Origin of the sequence: Paraburkholderia ferrariae NBRC 106233, from assembly GCF_000685035.1 — a bacterium.
Lineage (GTDB): Bacteria > Pseudomonadota > Gammaproteobacteria > Burkholderiales > Burkholderiaceae > Paraburkholderia > Paraburkholderia ferrariae.
The window spans coordinates 55589-78029 of sequence record NZ_BAYB01000007.1 but is presented as its reverse complement, the minus strand read 5'-3'; the positions used below and the strand labels follow the sequence as shown (position 1 = coordinate 78029).

Here is a 22441-nt window from a genome sequence, read left to right as displayed (position 1 = left end):
CAAGGTCATGCATCTCCACTGCCCTGGTGGATCTCCTGGACAAGACTACGGCGTGCGTAATCCATGACCAGTGCGGTGATCTTCGCAAGCGGTTCAGGCTCCGATTCCCAGTGATGCCAGTAGAGCTCGAGCAGAAGACTGTGTCCGGGCGTAAGCTCCACGAGCGAACCGGATTCCAGCAGCGCCCCGATCTGTATCTCCGGCACCAGCCCATACCCGAGTCCGTTTAGTATCCCGTTCAGCAATGCGGTTGGTGACGGAAAATAGTGCTTGCGGTACCTGTCGATATCAACCCGGAAGAATGTGGAAAGGAATTTGTCGTGAATCGCATCCTTGCGATCAAACAGGATTGCCGGAACATCCAGTATCGCCGGCAGCGTCATGCCTTTGGGCAAGTGCGCTGCGACAAATTCAGGCGTCGCGACACAACGGTAGCGCATTCCGCCAGCAAAATCGGCCTGAAATCCAAGGCTCGGTTCCCGTTGTGTCGAGATGCAACCCTTGACATCACCACGAACCAAGGCAGTCACCGTGTGGTCCTGATCGTCGACGATGATCTCGAGCCCAATGTGCTGTGCCGCAAGTTGCCATGAAACAGGCTCAAACCAGGTCGCCAACGAATCAGCGTTGACGGCGACGGCAATGTTGACAGGCGGAAACTCGCCCGGCTTAATAACCCGGAATGCCTCCTCCTCAAGCAGACGAACGGCCATAACATGCCGAAGAATCACTTCGCCAGCGTGAGTCGGCATAACGACGGGGTCGCGCAATAACAGAGTTACGCCGACAGTGGCTTCGAGGCTCTTTATCCGCGCCGTCACGGCACCTGGCGATATATGCAGTATTTCCGCCGCCCTCCTGAAATGCTGGCATTCCACGACCGTCGCAAATGTTTCAAGTTGCTGCCGATCCAACATTTCAGGCTCCCGGTCTGACTCGCGATTTCCTCGCGATAACGCCATGCGACGTCCCAATACCTTTCCTAACCGTCCCCCGCCTTATTTAGGAAAAACACACACTCGGCGCAACCGCGCTCACGGCCTGCTGACAAATCCGTTCGACGCTCGACCACATTTTCCGATTGCTTTTCAGCCCTCGGGCCGGCTCGACTTTCTTGAGCGCCTCCGTTGCCAGCCGCGCTTAGCTCTGAGCAACGGGACCTCTACCGTCGTTATGGCGCGCTTACGCAGAGTCCGCGGGAAGACATCGCTCAGACTCATCGATGCGAGCGCACATCCTCGTTGCGTATTCGCTATGCCACACGCCGCCCGCTAACCCATTACTGGGGCGGTCGGCTAGGTTCAACAATGATATGACGAGTTAAGATTCGATATATGCTCGCAAAATCGCAACAGAGTTGACTTGGATTCGCCACTACCCGTGAACACTACAGATCCTTTCCGTGGCATTACCGTCTTTATGCAGGTCGTGCAGACTGGCAGTTTCACGCTGGCAGCCGAGCGGCTGGACATGAGCAAATCGGGCGTCGCCAAGAGCGTCGCCCGCCTGGAAGCCGCACTCGGTGTGCGGCTGTTCCAGCGCACCACGCGCCGCCTGAGCCTGACCGACGAAGGCCGACAGTTCAGTGACGGCTGCCTGCGCGCCCTAGCAGAACTAGAGCGCGCGCAGGCGCAGGTGATGACGCAGCGGCAGGCACTGGCCGGGCGGCTGCGCATCGATCTGCCGTTGGTCTTCGGACGACGTTGGGTTTTGCCTGCATTGCTGGAGATCGCGGCGGAACATCCCGCACTGGAACTCGACGTATGCCTAACCGATCGCCGGCTCGATATGGTCGAGGATGGCATAGACCTGGTGATCCGCATCGGGCCGCTGCAGGACAGTGCCACCCTCGTCGCCAAGCCTTTGGGCGAGCAGCGGGTTGTGCTGGTGGCTGATCCCGACTATCTGGCCAAGCACGGTGCGCCCGAAACACCGGACGATCTGCACCGGCACGCTTGCATCACGCTCGGCAGCGGCAGACAGGCGCGGCCTTGGTACTTCCTCGACCGCCACGGCCGCAGCCTGCCGCTTGCGGTACGTGGGCGTCTAGGCTTGAACCATACCGAAGCCATCCTCGACGCAACGCTGGCAGGCCACGGGATCGCGCTGCTGCCGGATTGGCTGGTAGCCGAGCATCTGACCACTGGTCGACTGGCACCGGCATTGACCATGGCTAGGACACAGGGATTTCCCATTTACGCGGTATGGCAAAAGAACCAACATCTCTCCGCCAAGATCCGGCATGTCGTGGACTTGCTGGCGGAGCGGTTCCTGCCCCAAGCACCTTGGGAAACAGCGTTGAGGAAATAACAACTGCAGAAATAGCTTCCTGTTCCGACAGCAGTTTCCAGTTCTCAATCGGAAGACAGTGTCGTTCACGATGTCGCCATGAAAGGCACTAGCTGCGTGATCGTTTGCGAATGAGAAGGATCCCAATCAGCGAGATTACGGCGAAGCCAGAGAGAAGGTGGCCAGCATCCTGTGGTGCACCGGTAAGGCGGATCAACCACGTGACTATCATTGGCGTAAAACCTCCCGCCAAATTTGCTAGGCCCATTCCAATCGACACACCTGCTGCACGCACATGAGTTGGAAATATTTCTGAGACAATAGCTGGGCCTGGACCAGTGAACATCGAATACCTCTGGCAACTTTGCGAACGCGAGCACGTACTCGCTCAATTCAACGAAGCGCGTTCGGGCGCCGATCATAAGCGCCGTGCGCAGTATTTCCTGCATTTGAGACGGCAGCCGACACCGCAGCCACCTCCGTGACGACACCTGCTTTTTCAAGTGCAGCACTTCCTCCCACAACGATTCTGTCGAACGGGCTCGTCGACACTTTCACGTTCGCGGTATCGACGTCCGCCCTGTCCGACCATGTGTGAACTCCCAAGTCGTCATCAACCACGAGGTTGCCCGATAGGGCCTGTCCGACCTTTTGGTGCGAGGCATAAGATAACCGCAAGGACTTCAGAGCAGTTCCTCGCGTTACCCACCTACGCCGCAAACATCTCCTTGAATAGACCAGGTGGACATCGAAGTCTCCGGGACCTTCCGTCGACTCTGAGACGGTCGTGCTGAAAATCCCGCGTCACGTTTTCGAAACGGGTGATGGCCCGTGGCATCGAAGCTGTCTTTCGAAGCTTCCGTTCAACAGCTGCATTACACAATGACTAGTCCAACGGACCCACGCTCTCCAGGTAGCCACCTCCCTCGTCCCGTTGCGGACCAGAAACGTGCCACGTGGCTGCCCGCTCTGCTTACTCGATGCGTCAGCCGAGCAATAATGCGTTCTTTCGTCTGCCTCGCCGGACCTGCAAAATCGAGGACATCTGATGAACCAGCACATCTGGACTCGACGTCTCGAGTGATTCGCGCTTCGAACCGCGCAGCCGCCGAACCGGTGCCTTTGCCAAGGCGGTGCGATGGACTGCCAGCCTATGCGACTATCTGAATTGCCGCCATGATCCACTGTCCGTGCATCGATGCCTAAACAAGCCGGAATGCAGAAACACTCGATACGAGCTCGCGTGCCTTCTCATGCACGAGCTGCGCCCCTGCAGCGGACTGCTCGACAAGCGCAGCATTGCGCTGCGTGACCTCCTCTATTTGACTAAGCGCCTTCGATATCTCAGTCACTCCAGCCCCCTGAACCTCGCATTCTCCGGCAATGTTTTTTACAAGTTTATCTACCTTGTGGACCGTATCGAGGATCTGCGCCATGCATTGGTTCGCGCCGTCGACCAGCCTTGATCCTTCATTCACGTGCACATCCGATTGACTGATTAGCGATTCGATATCCTTAGAAGCCGTCGACGACCTCTGTGCCAATGCCCGAACTTCAGAGGCGACCACGGCGAAGCCTCGTCCGTGTTCCTGAGCCCGCGCAGCCTCGACTGCCGCATTGAGAGCCAGAATGTTCGTCTGGAACGAAATGCTCTCTATCATATTGAGAATATCGGCGATTTCGTTCGAGCTTTCGGTGATGCGTTCCATCGTCGTCGCAACGGCCACGACTTCCTGACTGCCGCGCCGAACGGTCGAAAATGCGTCGTCCGCACAGAAAGCTGCCGACTTTGCATCCGAGGCAGTTCGCTGTATGGCATCACGAAGCCCAGCCATCGTGGCGGAAGTCTGCTGAAGCGCGGCAGCCTGTTCTTCCGTACGCTGAGCAAGATCGGCGTTGCCGGCAGCGACCTCCTCCATGGCTAGGGTTATCGCATCAGCCCCTTGCTGAATCCTGCCAATAAGGGCACGCAACCGTGCTTGCATGTCCGCGATACCCGCAATCAAGCTGTCGCTGTCGTTTGGATGTATCGCGATACCGATCGAGAGGTCGCCCGTCGCCGTCGCATGTACGATCGCCTTCGCATACTCGGGCGATCCACCCAACATGCGCATAAGCACGCGGTTAACCAGGAGAACGACACCTGATAAAACCAACCCTGTAACCAGAACGAATATCACCGTCACTATCGCAGATCTGGCAAACGCTCTGTCAATATCGTCCAGATAAGCACCAGTAACAAATATCAGGTTCCATGGTCTGTATGCCTTTACATAGCTCCGCTTCCTGACAATCTCCGTAGCCCTAGGTCGATGAGTATAGTAGTCAACGAGCCCTTCCTGACCATGTTCAGCGACGGCGACCATCTCGCGATAAATGTAGTGACCGTTTTCGTCCCGGTAGTCACCCAGGTACCGTCCCTCTGTCTCCGGCTTGGAGGGGTTCACAACCGAATGCATCCCTGGATCGATAACTGCGATATATCCGTCTTTTCCGAACCTTACCTCTCGAAGCTGAGTCAAGGCCGCCGCCCTGGCTTCGGCCACACTCATGACTCCCCGGCCAGCAAGGTCTGCATAGTGCTGCGTGATGCCCGTTGCAAAGTCCGCGGCCTGGCTAAGCGTGAGTTCGCGCTCACGAAGGCTGGAAACACGATTCTGCAACACACCGAAGGTGGCCACTGCGACCAGGCAAATTAGTGACAGTACAAGCGGAATCCACATTTGTTGCCGAAATCCCAGCCGTCTCATTTGATCCCCCGTATATGTATGTCTGGACTGGTTTACGGCCAATCGTCTTCGTTTTTAATATTAGAGATCAAATAATCACTTGAGCGGAGATTCTGCTACGACGTCTTCCCAGTTACCGGGTCCACTCGGGTCGTCATACTTATCCAAGGGGAATCGCCTGCTTCAGAGGTCCAGCACTAGTTCCTCCGACGTCGCCCGCGACACGCAGACCATAATCTCTGGACCTACTTCGATAGATATCTAATCATATACAGATCCCCGCACAGTGTGCAGATCGCATTCGTTGGTACAAACCCTTGGTTGCCAAAAACGCGAAGCTTCCTTAATCTTAATCAATTAGACGTCTAGTAATTTGTGACTACCTGATCGTGATCATCCTCGCGGTACCTGCGGACCAGGCACTACCGCAAACAAACCGGAGACGTAAATGACAGATTCAGCGCTGGGATACGGACAGTTGTCCGGGCCCGTCGTGGCGGATGCTCACGAAGTCGAGGAGACTTACAGGAAGGTCACGCTCAGGCTGATGACCTTTCTCTTCCTGTGCTGGGTACTCAATTATCTCGACCGGGTCAACGTCAGCTTCGCGCAACTGCAGCTCAAGCAGGACCTGGGCCTGAGCGACGCGGCTTACGGGCTTGGTGTGAGCCTCTTTTTCATCGGCTACATCCTGCTCGAGGTCCCAAGCACACTGCTACTCAAACGCATCGGCGCCCGCCGGAGCGTTACGCGCATCATGCTTCTATGGGGCGGCATTTCGACTGCAATGGCGTTTATGACCGCGCCGTGGCAGTTCTACCTTTCCCGCACACTGCTGGGCGCCGCGGAAGCGGGTTTCTGGCCGGGCATCATCCTCTACCTGACCTACTGGTATCCCGCGAAGCGCCGAGCACGAATCACATCGCGCTTCCTGCTGGCCATTGCGGCCGCAGGCGTTATTGGCGGCCCGCTTTCCGGGCTCATCCTTCAAAACTTCGCGGGTGTCTGGGGCTTTCGCAACTGGCAATGGCTGTTCTTTCTCGAAGGCCTTCCGGCAGTCATTGCTGGCATCGTTGCGTTCTTCTATCTGACGGACCGGCCCGAGGAAGCACACTGGCTGACCGACGATCAGAAGCGGATCATTATTGGTGACATCGAGGCGGACAAGCGCGCAAAACCGAGCAACGCGCCAAGCAGGCTGCTCGCTGCCCTGCGTGACCCGAAGGTCTATGTCATGGCCGCGGGTTGGGCCACGGTGCCGCTTTGCGGCACGATTCTGAATTACTGGACACCTACCATCATCAAACAGGCCGGCATCAACAATCTGCTTCACATCGGTCTGCTGTCCACATTGCCTTATATCGTCGGCGCTGTCGGCATGTTGATAATTGCGCGAAGCTCGGACCTGATGCTCGAGCGCCGCTGGCACTTCATCGCATCGACGACAGCAGGTGCTGTCGGAGCGGCAACGCTCACCCTGCTCACTCACACCTGGCCGGCGGCCATTGTATGTCTCAGCCTTGTGTCAATCAGCTACTTTGCCGCCGCAGCCATTATCTGGTCTATTCCCCCAACCTATTTAACCGGCGATGCCGCGGCGGGTGGGATTGGTGTCATCAGCAGCCTCGGTCAGGTCGGCGCATTTTTCGGTCCGATCGTATTGGGTTGGATCAAGAGTGTCACCGGCAGCTTCGCGGCCGGCCTCATTCTCGTCGCCGTTCTCGTATTCGTCGGGGGCGTCGCCGTCCTGCTCGGCGTGCCCGGGAAAAAGGCCGCCGCATGACGGCCCTTTTCACTGCAGCACATCTCTAAAATCTGTACAGGAGTATCAATGAGCAAGCTTCAGCTTTCCATCGCCGTCGGGAATTACGACCGGATGCGGCCCCTCGTCGATGGCGATGTACAGATCGACGGCGTCGACCCCGTGTTCATGCTGCAGGAGCCGGAGGAAATCTTCTTCCGGGCGTTTCGGCATGCCGACTACGACATCTGCGAGCTGTCACTGAGCAGCTACTCGGTTAAGACCGCAGCGGGCATCTCACCGTACATCGCGGTACCGGTATTCCCTTCACGCGCTTTTCGCCATACGTCCGTGTACGTTCGCGCGGATCGCGGGATCAACCGTCCCGAAGATCTGAAGGGCAAGAGGATCGGCGTTCCGGAATATCAACTCACGGCAAACGTCTGGGTCCGTCTGCTCCTTGAGGAGGAATATGGCGTCAAGCCATCGGATGTCACCTGGGTTCGTGGGGGTTATGAAGATCCCACCCGCGTTGAAAAGATCAACCTCAAACTACCGCCAGATGTGCATCTCGAAAACGCCCCCGAAGGCAAGACGATCTCTGGCATGCTCGAAACCGGCGAAATCGATGCACTCATCGGCCCTCGAGCTCCGTCATGCTTCGATCGGGGGCATCCGCAGATCAAGTACCTGTTCGAGGATCCGCACACCACCGCGGCCGAATGGTACCGCCGGACGTCGATTTTCCCCATCATGCACACCCTAGGCATCCGGAAGGACCTCGCTGAACGTCATCCGTGGTTACCCGGAGCCGTCGTCAAAGCATTCGAAAAATCGAAGGCGATCGCGCTTTCCCGCCTGAATGACACATCCGCGACGAAGGTTACGCTTCCCTTCGTGGAAGATCATCTGCGTGCCGCGCGCAAGCTCATGGGCCCCGATTTCTGGTCCTACGGATTCGCAGCCAACGAAAACGTCATCAACCGCTTCCTGAAACAACACTTTCAGGAAGGTCTTTCGGAGCGGCTGCTCGAAGCGAAGGAGCTGTTCCACCCATCCAGCCTTGAGAGCTTCAAGCTCTGAGCAGGTAATCCGCTATCCCAAAGGGAGGCAGCAATGTCTATGAATTCAATGGCGGAAACGCCACCTAGCGAGTATTCCTGTCTCCCGCTCTCCCGCGGACTGTTTTACGCGGGGGACTGGCATGAACCGCTCAGCGCGACCTATCAGGAAACGCTCAATCCTGCGAACGGCCTTCCGGTCGCGTCTGTTGCGCATGCAAATGCACATGACACCGAGGTTGCTATCGAGCGCGCCCATGAAGCTTGGCTCGACTGGAGAGGTACGGCCCCCGCAAAGCGGCAGCGCATGCTGCACGAGGCCGCGACCTTGCTGCGAGAGCATGCGGAAGAGTTCGCCATGATCGACGCGATCAATACGGGGAACCCGGTCGCGGAGATGGTTGGCGACGCAATGGTTGCCGCCGACTCGCTGGATTTTTTCGCTGGTCTCATCCCCATGCTGAAAGGGGAGACCATCCCGGTCGACGGGAACAGTCTCCACTACTCGCTGCGTGAGCCACTGGGTGTCGTCGCGCGCATCGTCGCTTACAACCACCCGCTGATGTTTGCTGCGGGCAAGATTGCCGCGCCACTCGCAGCCGGCAATACCGTCATTGTCAAGCCCCCCGAGCAGGCGCCGCTTTCCTGTCTGCGACTTGCGGAGGTACTCAGGGACGTATTTCCACCTGGCGTCCTGAACATATTGCCCGGTGGCCGGGAATGTGGGCAAACGCTTGCATCGCACCCGCTCGTCAAAAAGGTCACCCTGATTGGGAGCGTGAATACGGGCCGCGCGATCCTTCGCGGCGCCGCCGATACCATCAAGCCCACACTACTGGAGCTCGGCGGCAAAAATGCACTGATCGCGTTTCCTGATGCGGACATTGAAGCGCTGATTCACGGTATTGCCCGTGGCATGAATTTCACCTGGGCGGGTCAATCGTGTGGCTCCACCAGCAGGGTGTTTCTTCACGACTCAATTCACGACCAGGTCCTGGAACGCGTCGCGACCTATGTGCAGGAAACCTACGTACCGGGGGTGCCAACTGACGCGGCAACAACGATGGGCCCGCTCATTTCCGCACAACGGCGTGATGAGGTAATGGACTTTATCGCATCTGCCACTAGGGAAGGTGCCCGGCTCGTCACAGGCGGCAAGGCCCCGGACACACCGGAACTGCGAGGCGGCTACTACATCGAGCCAACAATCTTTTCAGACGTAACCGCGTCCATGCGGATTGCGCGAGAGGAGATTTTCGGGCCGGTTATGTCGGTCTTTCGATGGAAAGACGAAGAGGAGCTTTTCAAGGTCGTCAACGGGACTGAATTCGGCTTGACTGCGTCCATCTGGACAAGTGCACTGTCGACCGCCCATCGTGCCGCGATCCGCGTGGAGGCAGGCTACGTCTGGATAAACCAGACCAGCCGCCACTATCTCGGTGTGCCTTTCGGAGGTGTCAAACACTCGGGACTCGGCCGCGAGGAATGTCTTGAGGAACTGCTGGATTTCACGGCGACCAAAAGCATCAACATACAACTTTGACAGAATGACAGAGCGTCCATACAGAGATGAACTCACTCGCTGAAAATCAGGCAGCCAATGCCAAACAAACTGAAGGCACGATCGCACACGATCGCGAAAATTACTGGGGAAGTGACGGAGTCGCGGAACTGCTCCAGAGTCTGGACATACCATTCCTGTGCCTCAATCCGGGCTCGAGTTTCCGGGGATTGCATGACAGCATTGTCAACCACACCGGCAACACCAACCCTAAATTCCTTCTTTGCCTGCACGAGGAACACGCCGTGGCCATCGCCCACGGTTACGCGAAGGTAAAGGGTTTGCCGCTTGCCGTCGCCTTGCACAGCAACGTTGGGCTGATGCACGCGAGCATGGCAATCTATAACGCCTGGTGTGACCGCGTCCCGATGCTGGTACTTGGTGCCCATGGTCCGGCCGATGCGGCGAAGCGCAGACCATGGATCGACTGGATCCACACGTCGCAGGACACGGCTGCGCTGGTGCGACCTTTCGTCAAATGGGACAACCAGCCCCTCTCTGTCGATGCTGCGTACGAGGCGATACTCCGTGCGTTCCAGATCACCCGAACGCAGCCGAGCGCGCCGGTCTATGTCTGTCTCGATGTGACATTTCAGGAAACGCTGCTCGAGGGAGCACCACGCATCCCTGACGCTGCTCGCTACGCGCCCCCGGCCCCGCCCTATCCGCGTCCGGCCGACATCGATCAGGCGGTGCAGGTGCTATCCCACGGAAAGCGCCCCGTCATGCTGATTGGCCGGGTTTCGAGAGACACCATCGAATGGCGCGAACGGATCGAACTGGCCGAGAGGCTCGGAGCCACTGTACTGACCGATCTGAAAACTGCTGCCAGTTTCCCAACGGATCATCCCCAACACCCACATCCGCCCGCATTCTTCGTCAACGGCCCGTCCGCGGAAGTGCTGCGTCAGGCCGATGTGGTCCTCGCTCTCGACTGGGTCGACCTGGCAGGAACTCTAAAGTCTGCGTGGCCCGACAGTCCAGTCAGCGCCCGCATCATTTCAGTATCGCTGGATCACACGCTCCACAACGGATGGAGCTTCGATCATCAAGGTCTGCCGGTAGTCGACATTGCCATCGCCTCGGACACAGGTATCACCGTCCGGGAACTGCTTGCCGCAATGCCGCAGGATCATCAGCTCAACAACGAGGTCCCTTCACGCGTACGCCCTGCCCAGCTACCACCCGAAGGTTTCGGCATTTCCATGGAAACGCTGGCGTCGACTCTGCGCGCAGCCACCGGTAGCATTGACGTCTCACTCCTCCGACTCCCTCTAGGCTGGAGCGGAGAGCTATGGGATTTTCATTCGCCCCTCGACTATCTCGGCTATGACGGCGGCGCCGGGATAGGATCCGGTCCCGGCATGGCTGTCGGTGCCGCGCTGGCACTGGCAGGCACAGGACGACTCCCGGTTGCAATCCTGGGAGACGGTGACTTCCTGATGGGCAACACTGCGCTATGGTCTGCCGCGCACTTTGACATTCCGCTCCTGGTTATCGTCGCAAACAACCAGTCGTTCTATAACGACGAAGTCCACCAAGAGCGGGTCGCGCTCGAACGAGGTCGGCCAGTCGAAAACAAATGGATCGGCCAGCGTATCAGTTCGCCCGTGGTGGATCTTGCAGCCATGGCGAGGGCCCAGGGGTTCACCGCAACAGGACCAGTCGTCGACAGTAATGCCCTGTCCGTCGCACTCGCTGAAGCCATAAGCAAAGTTCTTGAAGGCGGCCAAGTGCTTGTCGATGTTCATGTGAAGCCCGGCTATGCGCCTTCCATGAGCCGGGGCATGACCGCCTCAGCAACAGACAAGGCAACGCGCTGACCCCCTTTCCGCCCTGAAAGACCTGAGGGCGGAAATTCCCCACAAGAAAGCTACGTTTGACCGCGACCCGGACAATGTCGGCTCACCCTGCACTCCCGTGCCTATGGCACGGCTTTCGGTCATCGTCGCCCATCCTGTCTTACTGTGCGCACGGCGAGCCGAAAAACAGTGCACTTAGCGAGAACGATATGGTCCGGCACGGCAGCCAACAACCGTGCAATTTCGACGCCGTGAGCCGTGTAGGCCCCGGGTATCACATCCGCTTCCATCAGTGTTTGTCCCACGTCAAAAACATTAGACAGCTAGCAATCTTTAACCTATAGTCAGCCCATCGATAGACATCTAATAACAACGTCTTTCCGGGAAGACAGGCCGTCCGCGGCAGCCTCAGGCTGCCATTGCATAACAAACCCGAGTATTTGGAGACACTTCATGAGAAACCCCTTGCGGGCGTGGTCACATCTCGTCATCGCCGCCAGCATTTCTGTCACAACAGTTGCCTTCGCCCAGTCCACCACGATTCGTGTCGGATACACGATCACAACGGATATCACGTCGGCTGCGCTCTTCAACGCGCAAAAAAAGGGATTATTCAAGCAGGCTGGACTTGACGTTCAGACGCAGCCGTTCGTCCAGTCCAGCCAGAAATACGATGCATTCAAAGGCAAGGCTATTGACGTCGACATTAACGCGGGGGGGATCGAGGCCGCTCAACTCTTCTCAGCCGGCGTACCAATCGTCGTGCTCAAGGCAGTTCAGCCTGCCGACTTCTGGGCCGTCGTCGTAAAAACGGGGTCAACTGCCAAAGGTCCCGTGGACTTTAAGGGAAAGCCCTATGGCGTCGTTTCACTCGCCGGCACAAATTTTGGCGCCACCTATCTCGCCTTCAAGATCGAAAATGTTGATTTGATGCGCGACGTGAAGGTCTCAGTGTTGCCGCCGGCCGGTCTTATTGCGGCTCTACAGAACGGAACGATCGACGGCGCCACGCTCTACGAGCCCTATCTCAGCCAGGCCGTCCATTCAGGTACGGTAAAGGAGATCTTTCGCCCCATTACGCTGTATCGGCGTCACTATGGAGCGACCCTCTTCGCACTGAATGTGACCGCCCGTAAGGATTTCTATCTCGCGAACCGCACCGCCGTGAACAAATTCCTGTCGATTCTTGACAGCGAAGCGCGCTCCCTTCCGGCGAATCTCCCTGCAGCGTCACAGGCACTTTCCGAAGCAGTCCCCGCCCTGAAAGAGTCTCCCGATCAGGTCCAAGCACTTCTGAAGCCCTACGCGGGCGACTACATCCCTGACCAGAATGAACCAGTATTCCTCAAGCAGGTTCAGGCGTACTACGACCGTCTTTACGACATTAAACAGATCCCGCGACAGGTCAACGTTGCCGATTTCTGGGTGATGCCCTGAACCGGCTTCCTGAACTGGAGACAGACAAAGTGAAAGCAGCAGTTTCGCCCACCGGCGGCACAACCACGAGCTATCGTCAGGCCCTTAACCGCGCGCAGCGCAAGAGAATCGCGGGAACGATCGCATCGTTCGCAGTACTGCTGATCGGCTGGCAGCTTTTCTCCCTCACCCAGCCAAGCTACGTATTTCCTTCCTTGCCGCACATCGCTCAGGACATGGCTTCCTTCGCGAACGACGGAACACTCTGGCGAGCAACCTGGGCCACGCTCAAATCCGTCGTAGCAGGCAGCACTGCCTCGCTTGTCGTCGGTACTCTTGCTGGCTTCGCATTGAAACGTCACGAAGCCTTTTTTGGCCCGCTGCTCAACTTTGCCCAGACGGTGCCGTACGTCGTCTGGGCACTTATGTCGATGATCTGGTTCGGCCTGTCACAAGCATCCGTGATCTTCACGATCTTTATCGCGGGCTTCACGATCATTGCCTACAACGTCTCAGCGGGCTTGCATCAAATTGACCGTCAGTTGCTCGAGATGGCCGAATCAGTCAGCGCTAACCGCCTGATGACTTTCCGCCATATCACGTTGCCCAGTCTGACACCATATCTGGTCAGCGGATCGCGGACCATGATTGCCATCTGCTGGAAGATCGTCGTTCTGGCCGAACTGTTTGCCGGTGGCGCCAGCGGCGGCGGAATTGGCTACAACCTGTATGTGGGTTGGGAATTCAACCGGACCAATGAAGTCTTTGCCTGGACCGTCTGGCTTGTTGTTCTCATGCTACTGACGGACTGGCTGATCATCGCGCCGATTGACCGGTTTGCAACGCGCTGGAAGAGGGGTTGAGTTCCATGAGCAACATCATCATTAACGGTCTCACGAAGTCATTCGATACGCCCACGGGTCCAATCACCGTTCTGGACAACATCGACCTCACAGTCCAGGAAGGCGAATTCGTGTGCCTCCTCGGTCCGTCGGGCGCAGGCAAGTCCGTCACGTTGAACTGCATTTCCGGGTTCCTGCCCCCCACTTCGGGGAGCGTCATGGTGGACGGCACGCCGGTTACAACTGCAAGGCCGCGTTATGGGTATGTGTTTCAGCAACCACGGTTGCTCCAGTGGCGCACCGTCGAAGAGAATCTTATGTTCGCTCTGCGCGCCGAAAGCGGCCGTCCGGTAAAAGATGAAGCACGCAGGATACGGGACGTCCTCGATCTCGTGAACCTGACCGGTTACGAGCACTTCTACCCGCATCAGATCTCCGGTGGCATGCAGCATCGCGTCGGTATCGCCCGCGCCTATATCCGCGACTCCGGACTCCTGCTCATGGATGAACCGTTTGGGGCACTCGACGAAATTACGGCCCGCAAGCTGCGTGCCGAACTGGTCAGCACATGGATGAAGAACCGCCGCACCGTTGTCTTCGTCACTCACGACATCATCGAAGCCTGCTATCTCGCCGACCGGATCGTCGTCTACACGCCAAAGCCGACGAGGATCGCCTCCATCATCAATGTTGATCTGCCTCGGCCGCGGGAATACGGAAGCCAGCAGATGCACGCGCTTGAATCAGAGGTACTCGGTGTGTTTGAGCAAAGCATGAAAGAATTCATGGAGGCGGCCGGCAGTATCTGACAGACACCAACGGTTAGCGGAGTATCAACAGAGTCTACAGACAGATTTTATAACTAAGTAGTCCACATTAATAATGAGAAAAATTAGACATATCCCATCCACTCCTCTGGTAGCAGGCGCGCTCGTCCTCGCCAGCATCCCGGCCCACGCTCAAAGTTCCGTCACACTGTACGGCATTACCGACGTGGGGATTGAGTACGCGAACCACGTACCCAGCGGAAAAACGTCATCTTCGGCAGTGCGTCAGCAATCCGGTAACCTTGCCGGATCGCGGTGGGGCCTGAAAGGAGCGGAGGATCTCGGCGGTGGCTATAAAGCGGTATTCGTGCTGGAGGGCGGGTTCAATCTGAACAATGGGACGCTCGGCCAGAGCGGACGCCTGTTTGGCCGAAAGGCGTACGTGGGAGTCTCCACGCCCTATGGAACCGTAACATTGGGCCGCCATCAGAACCTGCTCTACGAGTTGATGTACAAATATGATGCGCTGACCTTCAACCCGAGCTATTCGGCGCAAAGCATGGACAGCCAGTTTGTGAACCGGGCGGACAATTCGATCCGGTATGGTCTGAATATCGCCGGTGTCACGTTTGCCATGCTCTACAGCAACGGCTTCGACTCGACGATTCCCAATGGTGCGCAGGTTCCGGGCGCGACGAAGGTTGGCCGCGAAATGAGCGCTGCAATCTTGTATGACCGCGGGCCAGTGAGCATCGGTTTAACATACGACCAACTCCAGGGAACTTCGATCGCTACGCAAAGTAACACGCAAAGTCGAGCGCTTCTCGGAGCATCCTACGACTTCGGCATGGTCAAGGCGCTTGCTGGTATACGGTGGCTTAACACGCGCAACACCGACACGCCGCCCAGTTCAATGCTGTACTGGGGTGGACTGACTTACCACGTCAGTGCTCCGCTCTTCGTATCGGCGAGCGTATATCACACACAGTTCCGCAATCCTCATGGCGGCCCGACGATGGGTGCCCTTCTGGTCGACTATTTCCTCTCCAAGCGCACCGAACTGTATGCGGAGGGTGCATATGTAAACAACCGTTCCTACTCTAACGTTGGTATCCGGGGCACCGGTGTCGACATTACCACCGGTGCCGACCAGACTGGTGTGACGGTAGGTATTCGCCACACTTTCTGATTTTGGCGGCACGTTGACAACTTAGGCTATCGGGGCGACCCAGTTTAGTCCGGCAGACCTGTCGGAATGCTGGAAAGTCCCGGGCCGCCCCAGAACGGGATAATATTATGAGCGATGCAATCTCAAATACGGCAACGCCCATGGTTTCTCAACGTAATCCGAAAACGAACGAATCCGCATCTGACGCAATTCTCCGACACTGGCGGGAAGCAGTTCCCAATGACCGGCTTGCGCACCTGATCAAGGACGCAGCCCGAGCGATGGTCCGGGGCCTGCACATGCGTCTGGCTCAGTATGAGGTGTCGTTTGGACACTGGGCGTTTCTCCGCATCCTGTGGGAGGAGGATGGCCTCACGCAGAAGGAACTGAGCGTTGAAGCCGGCGTGATGACGCCGACCACATTCACGGCCGTGTCTGCGATGGAAAAGCTCGGCTATGTCGAACGCAGGCAGTCACCCGACAACAAAAAGAACAGCTATGTCTACCTCACCCCGAAAGGCAGGGGCCTCAAGAAAAAACTCGTGCCGCTCGCCGAGGATGTCAACGAGATCAGCGTTAGAGGCTTGAAAGAAAGCGAAATCAAGATCGCCCGGAAGGTGTTACTTACCATCATCGAGAACATGGCAAGAGACGAAGCGGAATCAGATGATCCCGCTCGTCGTATCCCGTCAACACGAGAATTCGGGAATCTTATTGCCTCGCGCGGCGAGCATTACGAAAACGGCTGATTTGTGCTTTGCGGCCGCCCGTGGTTTAACGAAACAGTCGTGCCGGCTGATCCGCGCCTTCATGTCGACTGGAAGGTTGAAGAAGGCGAGTCCGTGCCTGCGGACCAAACCGTATTTGAGATCCGAGGACCAGCCAGGAGCCCTCTGACCGCTGATTTGTCCCAGCGTTGTCAAACCGAGTTTTCCGACTCCTGATGTCGGATGCCGGGGAAGCCATCGTCCTACCGCTATTCACTAACAAAATATCTAAAGAAGCGCGGGACGTACGCGTTGAAGCAATGCAGATTCGCCACGATTTACACGCCAGCGCTCTTGAGTCCGGTTCTGCTGACCTCGGCCTCGGAACCTGCCCTTTCTCAAGTCCGGATTCTTCCAGCAGAGACTGTTCGACGATGAATACTGTTGCATCGCCACGAAGCGGCATCGCAAACCAAAATCAGGATCTGCCAATAGACGACTATGTGCAGCTCGAAAATATCCTGGTGAGCAGCGAAACGCTGAATCGCTTGTGAACAATGAACTAGCAAGACGACGGCTTCATAGAAAAATTGTACTGGTTGCGACGCGTTACCACACGGCTGCGGAAGTCGTCGCAAAGACTGACCTGGTCGCAATCGTGCCTCGGAACTTTGTAGCGAATCCAGGCAAATTTCGCTTGCAGCGCTTGCCGTTCGACATAGCGCATGCGGAAGTGCACCAGTTCTGGCACAGGAAAGTCAATCGGGATCCGGGGAATCGCTGGCTTCGGCAGGCGATATCCGGCTTACCACGGCAAAACGCCCATGACCGTCCGTCGACCATTTTGCAAGATATTTAAATACGGCTCGGCGCATAACCCTTACGCTATCTCTGCCCGGCGCGCCGCTGTTCTGCCAAAAACCGAATTTTCCAGGATCCTCCCATTGATGTGTCGCCTGCCCAAAGCCCGCCTCGAGGTCATCGAATGGCAAAAACTCCTTGGCTTTGCGGGCACGGCTTCAGCCAGCCCTTTCGTCGTACAACGAGTCTTCGACAGGTACCCACTCAATCGTCTCGCTGAGACACTGAGGTTTCCTGTGAATCTAGGGCAACTGACGGAGGCAACAAAATTCCGATAAGCACCCGTAAGCTTATCCGATTCGTACCTGCGAGTCTTAACAAGAATCCCGCCACCCAATGTGGATCTTTACATTGGGCGTAATGCAAGAATCCGATTCCTCACCCAGCCCAGACAACGGTTGCACTTGATATCCACGTACAACGTTCATCTCATGCATCTTCGTTCAAGCATGCTGGTATCACTCCCTCCTGCGGAGGCACTACCGGATTTGCCTTCATGATCCGCCGCAGCCAGAACCCGAACTGCATCAGCACTAACGCAGCGCAAATGCAAACGAATACCGCGCTGATCGGACGCTCGACGAATACTGCCATGTTTCCGCGTGACAACATCAAGGCCCTGCGAAAATTCTCCTCCACCATCGGCCCCAGAACATAGCCGAGCAGGATTGGGGCGACTGAAAAATCGAGAGCGATTAGCACTGCACCGACAATACCAAACACCAATACTTCGCCGACATCGAACAGCGCATTGTTGGTGCTGTAAACGCCGACGGCAATAAAGAACATTGCCGCAGGGAACAGAAAGCGGTACGGCACGCGCAGCATCCTCACCCAGACGCCGATCAGTGGCACGTTCAGCAAAACCAACAAGACGTTGCCGATCCAGAAACTCGCAATCAAGCCCCAGAATAGGTCTGCGTGCTCGGTGATTAGCTGCGGGCCCGGCTGAATTCCCTGAATCAGCAGCGCGCCGAGGATCAGCGCCATGACCGGATCACCGGGGATGCCAAGACTCATGGTCGGAATAAAGTCCACCTGAGTCTTCGAATGCGATGCTGCTTCCGGCCCGGCCACGCCGGCGATCATGCCGTGGCCGAACCTTCCCGGCGCTTTAGATACTTTCTTCTCAATCACATAGGCGATGAACGTCGTAATCGTTGGTCCAGTGCCCGGCATTGCGCCGAATAGCGTGCCCACCGTCGTACCGCGCACCATCGGCCAGAACGCCTGCTTCAACTCAGCCCAGCTCGGACGCATATCGCGCAGTTTCAGTCTCATCTCGGAACCGACTATCTGCAGCCGATTCACGTTGTGCAGGAACTCTGCGATCCCGAATACGCCTAGCGCAAGCGCTACGAGCTCGATCCGGTCCGACAGATCTACAAAGCCGAAAGTAAAACGCATCACGCCGCTGTTGACATCGGTACCAACGATGCCGGTCAGCAGGCCGACACAGGTCATCGCAACGCCCTTCAATGCAGATCCCCTGGACATCGTGGCGCCCGCCAGCAAACCCAGCAACATGATCGAGAACAGTTCGGCGGGACCGAATTTGAACGCGACCCGAACCAGCAAAGGTGACGCAAAGATCATCACGATGATGCCGACCGAAGCGGCAAAAAACGAAGCGATCATCGTAATACCAAGTGCGGTGCCGCCCTTTCCCTGCTTCGTCATCGGGTAGCCGTCGAGGCAAGTGACCGCGTGCGGCGGATGGCACGGAAGATTGAGCAGGATCGCGCCGATCGCGCCGCCGTATTGCGATCCGTAAAAGATGCCGGCGAGCATCAGGATCGCAGGGACCGGGTGCATCGTATAGGTGAGCGGCAACAGGATCGAGATGGCCGACAGCGCGCCCATGCCAGGCAGTACACCAATCATGTTGCCGAACAATACGCCCACGAACGACCACATGAGGTTCTGTGGGTCCAGAGCCACGTGAAAGCCGGCCCATAGGTCATTCAACGCCAACTCCATATTAGCCCCAGCGGAAGAGCGGGAATTGCAGTCGCAACGCCCACCAGAACACGACGACGCAGACCGCGACCATCGCGAGTGCCAGCATCAATGCGCTCCCGAATGTATTCTCACGATCGCCGAGTGCGGAGATGAACACAATCAAAAAGGAGGCCGGCAACAGGCCGCCGTAACGGCCCACCACGATAAACGCGACGTTGCCGAGGATGATGCAGAGCCACCCTCGCCATTCGGGCCGACGGGATTTCCTGCCCGCGACCTCTGGCGCGCTGCTACGCGCGCCAGTTGCGATGAGGAGGCCCATCAACGCGAGAACCGCTCCTACTCCGACTGGAAAAAAGCCTGGACCCATCCGGGTAAGAGTGCCAACCTCATAGTCCAAGCCTTTCCAGATCGCACCGACACCGAGCAGCGCCATCAGCGCGCCGCCGTAGTAGTCCTTACTGAATCCCTTTAGGACGTTCATCGCCTGCGCTTCACTCACACGAGTTCTCCAAGTGCCAACAGATCAGCCGTCGCTCAAGCCTTCATTGACTCCTTTCATTGCGGCTGTAAGTTCGCCCGCTTCAGTACGTTGCCCCAACGCTCCTTTTCCGACTGAACGTAAGCGGCCACCGCCTCGACACTCCCCCCCTGCGGATAAGTCGCAAAATCTCGCAAACGCGACACGACGTCGGGCATAGTGATCACCGCATTCACCTCCTTGTTTATCTTTTCGACGACGGATTTTGGAGTGCCTGCCGGTGCCAGAATGGCGAACCATCCTTGCATGACCATGCCAGGCACGGAGTCTTTTGCCAGTGACGCAGCTTTCAATTCGTCAGGAATCTTGTCGGAAAAGACGGTGACGACCTGAACCTGGTGGCTTCGTACCATCGGCATCACTGCACCAAGTCCGTCAATGTAGTAATTGATGTCCCCACTGATGACACCCTTCAGGCCATTGGTCGCTCCACCCATGTTGACGTCGAAAAGCTTTGCACCCGCCTCCTGGTTCAGTAGCTCAGCCGAAAGGTGCGCCATAGTCGCAATGCCGGGGTGGCCTAGTGTGAGCTTGCCAGGATTCTGACGCGAAGCATTGATCAGATCCGAAATGTTCTTAACCGGCGAATCGGCTGAAGCTACGATGGCCATTGGCGTGTAGCCGACTAACGCGACTGGTACGAGGTCCTTTCCGACATCGTACCTGGCGCTCCGATAGACATACGGCATGACAACTGCAGTTGTCGTCGCGGTCAGGACGAGGGTGTACCCGTCCGGCGCCGCGGCCGCAGTCTGCCGCATTCCGATGATGCCTCCCGCACCGGGCCGGTTCTCGACAACAACGGCTTGATTCCATATAACGGATAACTTGCTTGCAAGTATGCGGGCGATGGTATCGCCCGATGAACCCGGCACTGCTGGAACGATAAGTACGACCTTGTCGGTCGGCCAGCGCGATTCCGAACCTGCTTGAGCCAACGCATGATCAACGAGCGCGAGGCCCATCAACAGAACCGCAGCCAACACGCGCAACATCGGCAGGCGAAAAATGTGTTTCAACCTAATAGGCAAAACATACATAAGCTCTGTCTCCTCACATCCTCGATAAAGCTTTCCGCTCATCAAGGCACGCCCGTAAGCAACGCCGTTTCCCGTTTTCCCCGCCGCCGCAGACTTGGTCTGCGGCGGCGGTGAGCGCAGCGAATATGTTGGCACCCGGATTTCACTAGCGGCCGCACGTCACAGCCCCATCGCTTCGCGGTAATACTTGTAAAAGCCACGGATCAACACCTCGGTCACCATATAGTCGGTCGGCTCGGTGTCCTTGCCGCCCATTTCGATAATGGCGCTGCCTTCCGGGTAGCCGGTCACACCAATCTGAGTCTGCGTCAGCATCTCGCTGTCGTCGATGGAGACAAATCCGGCCGGTCCCAGCAGGTTCGCATGTTTCAGGCGCAACCGCTGCATTTCCTCGTCGTCGTCCTCGAACCCGTAATATGTGAATACAAGTTCGTGTTCAGTCGGGCTACGCGGGATGACATGGCGCATCTTCAGCGAGTTCGCCTGGATGCCGAACGCGGCTGCAGGGAAAAGCCATGCGCCCCCCACGCGCCCTCTGTTGAATTCCCGACGTGGCGTCACGGATTCCTTGTCCAGCAATTCGAGGTCGCCACGGAACCGGCTCATCTCTGGTGTAGCTTCCGTGATTTTCTTGCCCTCGTTGTGCGAGATCATCACGCTGTGCTTGCCACCGCCCGTCGGCATGTTCTCCGACTTCGAATCGGCTCGCCACAGACCAAACGTGATGTAGAACGTATGCAGCAGCGTCGCATGATACGGATCCTTCAGGTTCTCGAGGTACATCTTCCAGTTACTCGGTATCAGCTGGCGGCTGTAACCCAGCAGCGTGAGCTTTTTCCCCGGGAACATTTGGTCGACCTCGGCGAGCACTTCCGGGCCGCAGTAATCCTCGAAATCCGGCGCGTCGTCGGCGAAGGTCGCCCAGATCGATCCGCCTCGGTTTGCACATCGAAGTTTCTTCAAGCCATGATCCTTGTTGCTGAAGTCTTTTGGCATGCCACCTTTTCCCAATACACCACGCCTGAACGGTATACCTTGCAGGTTGCCGTCGAGGTCGTAGTTCCACTGGTGATAGGGGCAGGTAAAATCCTGGACCGTGCCGGTATTTTTCCAGCAGATCTGCGCGCCCCGGTGCGCGCAACGGTTCTCGAGTACATTGATGTCGCCGTTTTCCTTGCGCACCATGATCACCGGTCGCGTGCCGATCCACTGTCGCTTGAAATTACCGGACTCGGGAATCTCGCACTCCAGCCCGATGTAGTTCCACGCCTTCCCGGCAAAGAACACTTCCATTTCTTTCTGGAAAATCCCCTCGTCGGTGTAGATCCAGTGGGGAATACGGGTGAACCCCTCCTTCGGCCATCGGCGCTGGATCTGGATTGGGCTTTCTGCCGCCGAAGTGGCGTGAAGATGATTGCAGAGGTCAGTCATAGTTCTTTCTCCGGCTCGGCTGTTAGACGGGGATGATGAGCGAGGTGCGGACACGATAGTTATCGCAGATACAGTCCCGGTCCTTGAACAGAAAACCGTCCGGAGTACGCGCCACGGTGTCGATGTAGCGACCGACCATGTTGACTGTCGGTTCACGATCCGACAGGGACTCGAAAATAGCGAAGTTAGCTTGAGCCTGGATCGTGTCTCCCTCAACCCTTCTCACGCGTATGCCACTGACGAAGTGGCGCAGTGACCGGGGCTCATACATCGTGGTCTGACGCAGCGCCAACACCCTATCTTTCAGCATGTTCTTGTTGATGCAGTAAATCAGGCCATATGGCAGCTTCTGGTCATAGTTTTCGCGGGCTGTCACGCGGTAACGACAGTCCTCGACAAAAAAGTCTGGCCAGCGTTCCAGTTCTTCTTCGTCCAGACATACCGCGTATTGTTCATAGAAGTCGCGCAGTTCATTGCGCAGCATGGCGTGTTCGCGGGAGTAACTCATGGTCGGTCGCTCGTA

20 protein-coding genes are annotated in these 22441 nt (G+C 57.1%); 13 read left to right on the top strand and 7 right to left on the bottom strand.

What is annotated here, in order from left to right; translation table 11 throughout:
• Positions 1–5: 5 nt before the first annotated feature.
• A complete protein-coding gene (locus BFE01S_RS07115; protein WP_028224886.1) occupies positions 6–917 on the bottom strand; it encodes an HTH-type transcriptional regulator ArgP in 912 nt (303 codons plus the stop codon).
• 463 nt (positions 918–1380) lie between these two features.
• Here BFE01S_RS07115 and BFE01S_RS07110 point away from each other — a divergent pair, with 463 nt between their 5' ends.
• Entirely contained in the window at positions 1381–2310 is a 930-nt protein-coding gene (locus tag BFE01S_RS07110; RefSeq protein WP_028224885.1) for a LysR family transcriptional regulator, read from the top strand.
• Between the two features lie 1181 nt (positions 2311–3491).
• Here the strand turns inward: BFE01S_RS07110 and BFE01S_RS07105 are convergent.
• Entirely contained in the window at positions 3492–5012 is a 1521-nt protein-coding gene (locus BFE01S_RS07105; protein ID WP_039334719.1) for a methyl-accepting chemotaxis protein, read from the bottom strand.
• Between the two features lie 454 nt (positions 5013–5466).
• On the opposite strand from BFE01S_RS07105, the gene BFE01S_RS07100 reads away from it, so the two are divergent.
• From BFE01S_RS07100 to BFE01S_RS46505, 12 genes are all read left to right on the top strand, one after another.
• A complete protein-coding gene (locus tag BFE01S_RS07100; RefSeq protein WP_028224883.1) occupies positions 5467–6801 on the top strand; it encodes an MFS transporter in 1335 nt (444 codons plus the stop codon).
• A gap of 48 nt (positions 6802–6849) precedes the next feature.
• On the top strand, positions 6850–7842 hold the full coding sequence (locus BFE01S_RS07095) for an ABC transporter substrate-binding protein (protein ID WP_028224882.1): 993 nt from the start codon (positions 6850–6852) through the stop codon (positions 7840–7842).
• Positions 7843–7875: 33 nt separating this feature from the next.
• Entirely contained in the window at positions 7876–9363 is a 1488-nt protein-coding gene (locus tag BFE01S_RS07090) for an aldehyde dehydrogenase family protein (protein ID WP_028224881.1), read from the top strand.
• A 26-nt stretch (positions 9364–9389) separates the two neighbouring features.
• Entirely contained in the window at positions 9390–11204 is a 1815-nt protein-coding gene (locus BFE01S_RS07085; RefSeq protein WP_028224880.1) for a thiamine pyrophosphate-binding protein, read from the top strand.
• 432 nt (positions 11205–11636) lie between these two features.
• Positions 11637–12620, top strand: coding sequence for an ABC transporter substrate-binding protein (locus BFE01S_RS07080; protein ID WP_028224879.1), 984 nt, complete (start codon positions 11637–11639; stop codon positions 12618–12620).
• A gap of 29 nt (positions 12621–12649) precedes the next feature.
• Positions 12650–13462, top strand: coding sequence for an ABC transporter permease (locus BFE01S_RS07075; protein WP_028224878.1), 813 nt, complete (start codon positions 12650–12652; stop codon positions 13460–13462).
• A gap of 5 nt (positions 13463–13467) precedes the next feature.
• Positions 13468–14250 (top strand): ABC transporter ATP-binding protein, encoded by a 783-nt coding sequence (locus BFE01S_RS07070; protein ID WP_028224877.1) that lies wholly within the window; start codon positions 13468–13470, stop codon positions 14248–14250.
• 73 nt (positions 14251–14323) lie between these two features.
• Positions 14324–15397: a porin gene (locus tag BFE01S_RS07065; RefSeq protein WP_028224876.1), complete on the top strand. Its 1074-nt coding sequence runs from the start codon at positions 14324–14326 to the stop codon at positions 15395–15397.
• Between the two features lie 140 nt (positions 15398–15537).
• Positions 15538–16125, top strand: coding sequence for a MarR family winged helix-turn-helix transcriptional regulator (locus tag BFE01S_RS07060; protein WP_028224875.1), 588 nt, complete (start codon positions 15538–15540; stop codon positions 16123–16125).
• Between the two features lie 3 nt (positions 16126–16128).
• Positions 16129–16320, top strand: a complete 192-nt coding sequence (locus BFE01S_RS46510) for a hypothetical protein (protein WP_084169610.1) — start codon at positions 16129–16131, stop codon at positions 16318–16320.
• Complete coding sequence (locus BFE01S_RS45715; RefSeq protein ID WP_235355799.1) at positions 16320–16637, top strand: type 2 periplasmic-binding domain-containing protein; 318 nt, start codon at positions 16320–16322, stop codon at positions 16635–16637. The genes BFE01S_RS46510 and BFE01S_RS45715 overlap by 1 nt, the downstream gene beginning before the upstream one ends.
• Positions 16532–16942, top strand: a complete 411-nt coding sequence (locus BFE01S_RS46505; protein WP_354006078.1) for a LysR substrate-binding domain-containing protein — start codon at positions 16532–16534, stop codon at positions 16940–16942. Before BFE01S_RS45715 ends, BFE01S_RS46505 begins: the two co-directional genes overlap by 106 nt.
• Before the next feature lie 431 nt (positions 16943–17373).
• Here the strand turns inward: BFE01S_RS46505 and BFE01S_RS37725 are convergent, their stop codons facing one another.
• The 5 genes from BFE01S_RS37725 to BFE01S_RS07035 form a co-directional block, all read right to left on the bottom strand.
• Positions 17374–18924 (bottom strand): tripartite tricarboxylate transporter permease, encoded by a 1551-nt coding sequence (locus BFE01S_RS37725; RefSeq protein ID WP_042337302.1) that lies wholly within the window; start codon positions 18922–18924, stop codon positions 17374–17376.
• 1 nt (position 18925) lies between these two features.
• Positions 18926–19390, bottom strand: a complete 465-nt coding sequence (locus tag BFE01S_RS07050) for a tripartite tricarboxylate transporter TctB family protein (RefSeq protein ID WP_028224874.1) — start codon at positions 19388–19390, stop codon at positions 18926–18928.
• 74 nt (positions 19391–19464) lie between these two features.
• Positions 19465–20529 carry a Bug family tripartite tricarboxylate transporter substrate binding protein gene (locus BFE01S_RS07045; protein ID WP_080763845.1) on the bottom strand — a complete coding sequence of 355 codons (1065 nt, stop codon included), beginning with the start codon at positions 20527–20529 and terminating at the stop codon, positions 19465–19467.
• 117 nt (positions 20530–20646) lie between these two features.
• The gene (locus BFE01S_RS07040) at positions 20647–21918 is read right to left on the bottom strand and encodes an aromatic ring-hydroxylating dioxygenase subunit alpha (protein ID WP_028224872.1); all 1272 of its coding nucleotides are present in this window, start codon (positions 21916–21918) and stop codon (positions 20647–20649) included.
• Positions 21919–21940: 22 nt separating this feature from the next.
• Positions 21941–22426 carry an aromatic-ring-hydroxylating dioxygenase subunit beta gene (locus BFE01S_RS07035; RefSeq protein WP_028224871.1) on the bottom strand — a complete coding sequence of 162 codons (486 nt, stop codon included), beginning with the start codon at positions 22424–22426 and terminating at the stop codon, positions 21941–21943.
• Between the last annotated feature and the right edge of the window lie 15 nt (positions 22427–22441).